Source organism: Planosporangium thailandense, from assembly GCF_011947195.1.
Lineage (GTDB): Bacteria > Actinomycetota > Actinomycetes > Mycobacteriales > Micromonosporaceae > Planosporangium > Planosporangium thailandense.
This window is the reverse complement of sequence record NZ_JAATVY010000066.1, coordinates 1-2,661: the sequence shown is the minus strand read 5'-3', so window position 1 is coordinate 2,661 and position 2,661 is coordinate 1. Positions and strand designations below refer to the sequence as shown.

Genomic DNA, 2,661 nt, shown 5'->3' with positions numbered 1-2,661 from the left:
CGGCGAAATCGAAGCGGCCCTGCTACGCCGGCCCGACATCGCCGAAGCCGTCGTCGTCGCCCGCGACGACGACGGGCACCAGCGCCTCGTCGCCTACCTCGTACCCGCTGGTGGCGAGGCGCCGAGCCCGGCCGCGCTGCGCGGCGCGTTGAAGGAGACCCTGCCCGACTACATGGTGCCGACGGCGTTCGTGGTCCTCGCCGCGCTGCCGAAGACCACCAGCGGAAAGGTCGACCGGCGCGCCCTGCCCGCCCCGGAGGGGCCGCAGGAGGCGGAGACGCCGTACGTCGCGCCGCGCACCCCGGTCGAGCGGGCCCTCGCTGAGGTCTGGGCCGGCGTGCTGGGCCACGACCTCGTCGGGGTCGACGACAACTTCTTCTCCCTCGGTGGCGACTCGATCCTGAGCATCCAGTTGGTCTCCCGCGCTCGCCAGGCCGGACTGCGGCTGACCTCCCGGGACGTCTTCCAGCACCAGACGATCGCCGAGCTGGCCACCGTCGTCGCCGCGCAGCCCGCCCCTGGCGAGGTCGGCGACGAGCAGCGCGACCTCGGGCCGGCGCCCATGACCCCGATCCAGCGCTGGTTCTTCGCCAGCCATGGACCGTTACGCCACTTCACCATGTCGATGCTGCTGGAGCTGACCGAGGAGGTCGACGACGAGGCCCTAGGCATCGCCGTCGACGCGGTCGTGGCCCATCACGACGCGCTGCGGATGCGGTACGCGCGCGTCGGCGGAGAGTGGCGCCAGGAGCCGACCCCGGCGCAGCCGAGCGCCGGAGTGCTCGACCGGCACGACATATCCACGATGGACGCCGATGAGCAGCGCTCCCGGATCGAGGCCGTCGCCACCGCGGCCCGCTCCGACCTGGACCTCGAGGCCGGCCGGATGCTACGGGCCGTACTGTTCCGGCGCGGCCCGGGCCGGCGGCCGTACCTGCTCCTCACCGCCCACCACCTCGTCATCGACGGCGTGTCCTGGCGCATCCTGCTCGGCGACCTCGAAGCCGCCTACCGGCACGCCGCTGCCGGACAGCCGGTGGAGCTGGAGCCGTCCGGCACCCCGTTCACCCGGTGGGCCCACGAGCTCGCCCGGTACGTGCGCGACGGCGGGTTCGACGACGCGCTGTCCTACTGGACCGCGGTGACAGCGGACGCCCCGGCCGACCTGTCGGTCGACCGTACCGGCGTCAACACCGCCGGTTCCGTCCGGCGGCTCACCGTCCGGCTCGGCCGGTCCGACACCGACGCCCTGCTGCACCGGGTGCCGGGCGTGTACCGCACCCAGGTCAACGACGTGCTGCTCGCCGCCCTCGGCCGGGCGCTGGCGGAGTGGACCGGCCGGGACCGTACCCTCATCGCCCTGGAGGGCCACGGTCGGGAGGAGATCCTCGACGGCGTCGACCTGTCCCGTACGGTCGGCTGGTTCACCAGCCAGTTCCCGCTCGGGCTGGCCGTGCCCGCCGACGCGGACTGGGCAACGGTGCTCAAGTCGGTCAAGGAGCAGCTGCGCGCCGTACCCCACCGCGGCCTGAGCTACGAGGCGCTGCGCTACCTCGGTACGGGTGACACGCTCGCCGCCGACCCGACGCCCCGGATCTGCTTCAACTACCACGGCCAGTGGGGTGGGTCGACCGGCGAGGCGGGGCTGTACCGGTCGAGCGGCGACAGTCTCGACCAGCCGATCGGCCCCGACCTCGCGCCTGACGAGCCGGCCGACTATCTGCTCGACGTCACCGGGATGGTCGACGGTGGCGAGCTGGAGCTGGTCTGGATGTACTCCGACCAGGTGCACGACGAGGAGACGGTGCGCCGGGTCGCGGAGCGGATGATCGGGGCGCTGCGTGAGATCGTCGAGTACTGCGCCCGGCCCGACGCCGGCGGCCGTACCCCGTCGGACTTCCCGCTCGCGGGCCTCGACCAGGCGACCGTGGATCGCCTCGCCGGCGACGGCCGGGATGTCGAGGACATCTACCCGTTGACGCCGTTGCAGACCGGAATGCTGTTCCACAGCCTGGTCGACAGGGGCTCGGACGTGTACGTCGACCAGGCGAGACTGCTGCTCGACGGCGTGCCCGACCCGTACGCGCTGGCCGAGGCGTGGCAGCGCGTGATCGACCGGACGCCGGTGCTGCGCAGCGGCATCGTGTGGGAAGGCGTCGACGAGCCGCTGCAGGTCGTACACCGGCGGGTGACCCTGCCGGTCGAGCATGTCGACTGGCGCGGGCTGTCCGATGAGGACAGGGACCGGGCGGAGGCGCGGCTGCTGGCCGACGACCGCGTCTGGGACCTCGACCTGGCCACCGCCCCGCTGATGCGGCTGGCCATCGCCCGGATCACCGACGACCGGGTACTGCTGGTCTGGCGCTCGCACCACATCGTGCTCGACGGCTGGAGCCTGGGTCAGGTGTTCGCTGAGGTGTGCGAGCAGTACGCGGCGATCGTCGGTGGCCGCCAGCCGGCGCTCGTGGCGCGCCGCCCGTTCCGGGAGTACCTGCAGTGGCTGCGCGGGCAGGACCTCAGGCGCGCCGAGGAGTACTGGCGGGACGTGCTCGCCGGTTTCGCCGACCCCACGCCGCTGCCGTACGACCGGCTGCCCGTCGAGGCGCACCGCACCGAGTCCGTCGAGGCGGTACGGGTGGCGCTGTCCGCCGAGGCCTCGGA

1 protein-coding gene is annotated in these 2,661 nt (G+C 73.0%); it reads left to right on the top strand.

The genetic code is table 11. From position 1 onward, the window contains the following. On the top strand, positions 1–2,661 hold a 2,661-nt coding region (locus HC031_RS32105), incomplete at both ends, for a condensation domain-containing protein (protein ID WP_240943296.1).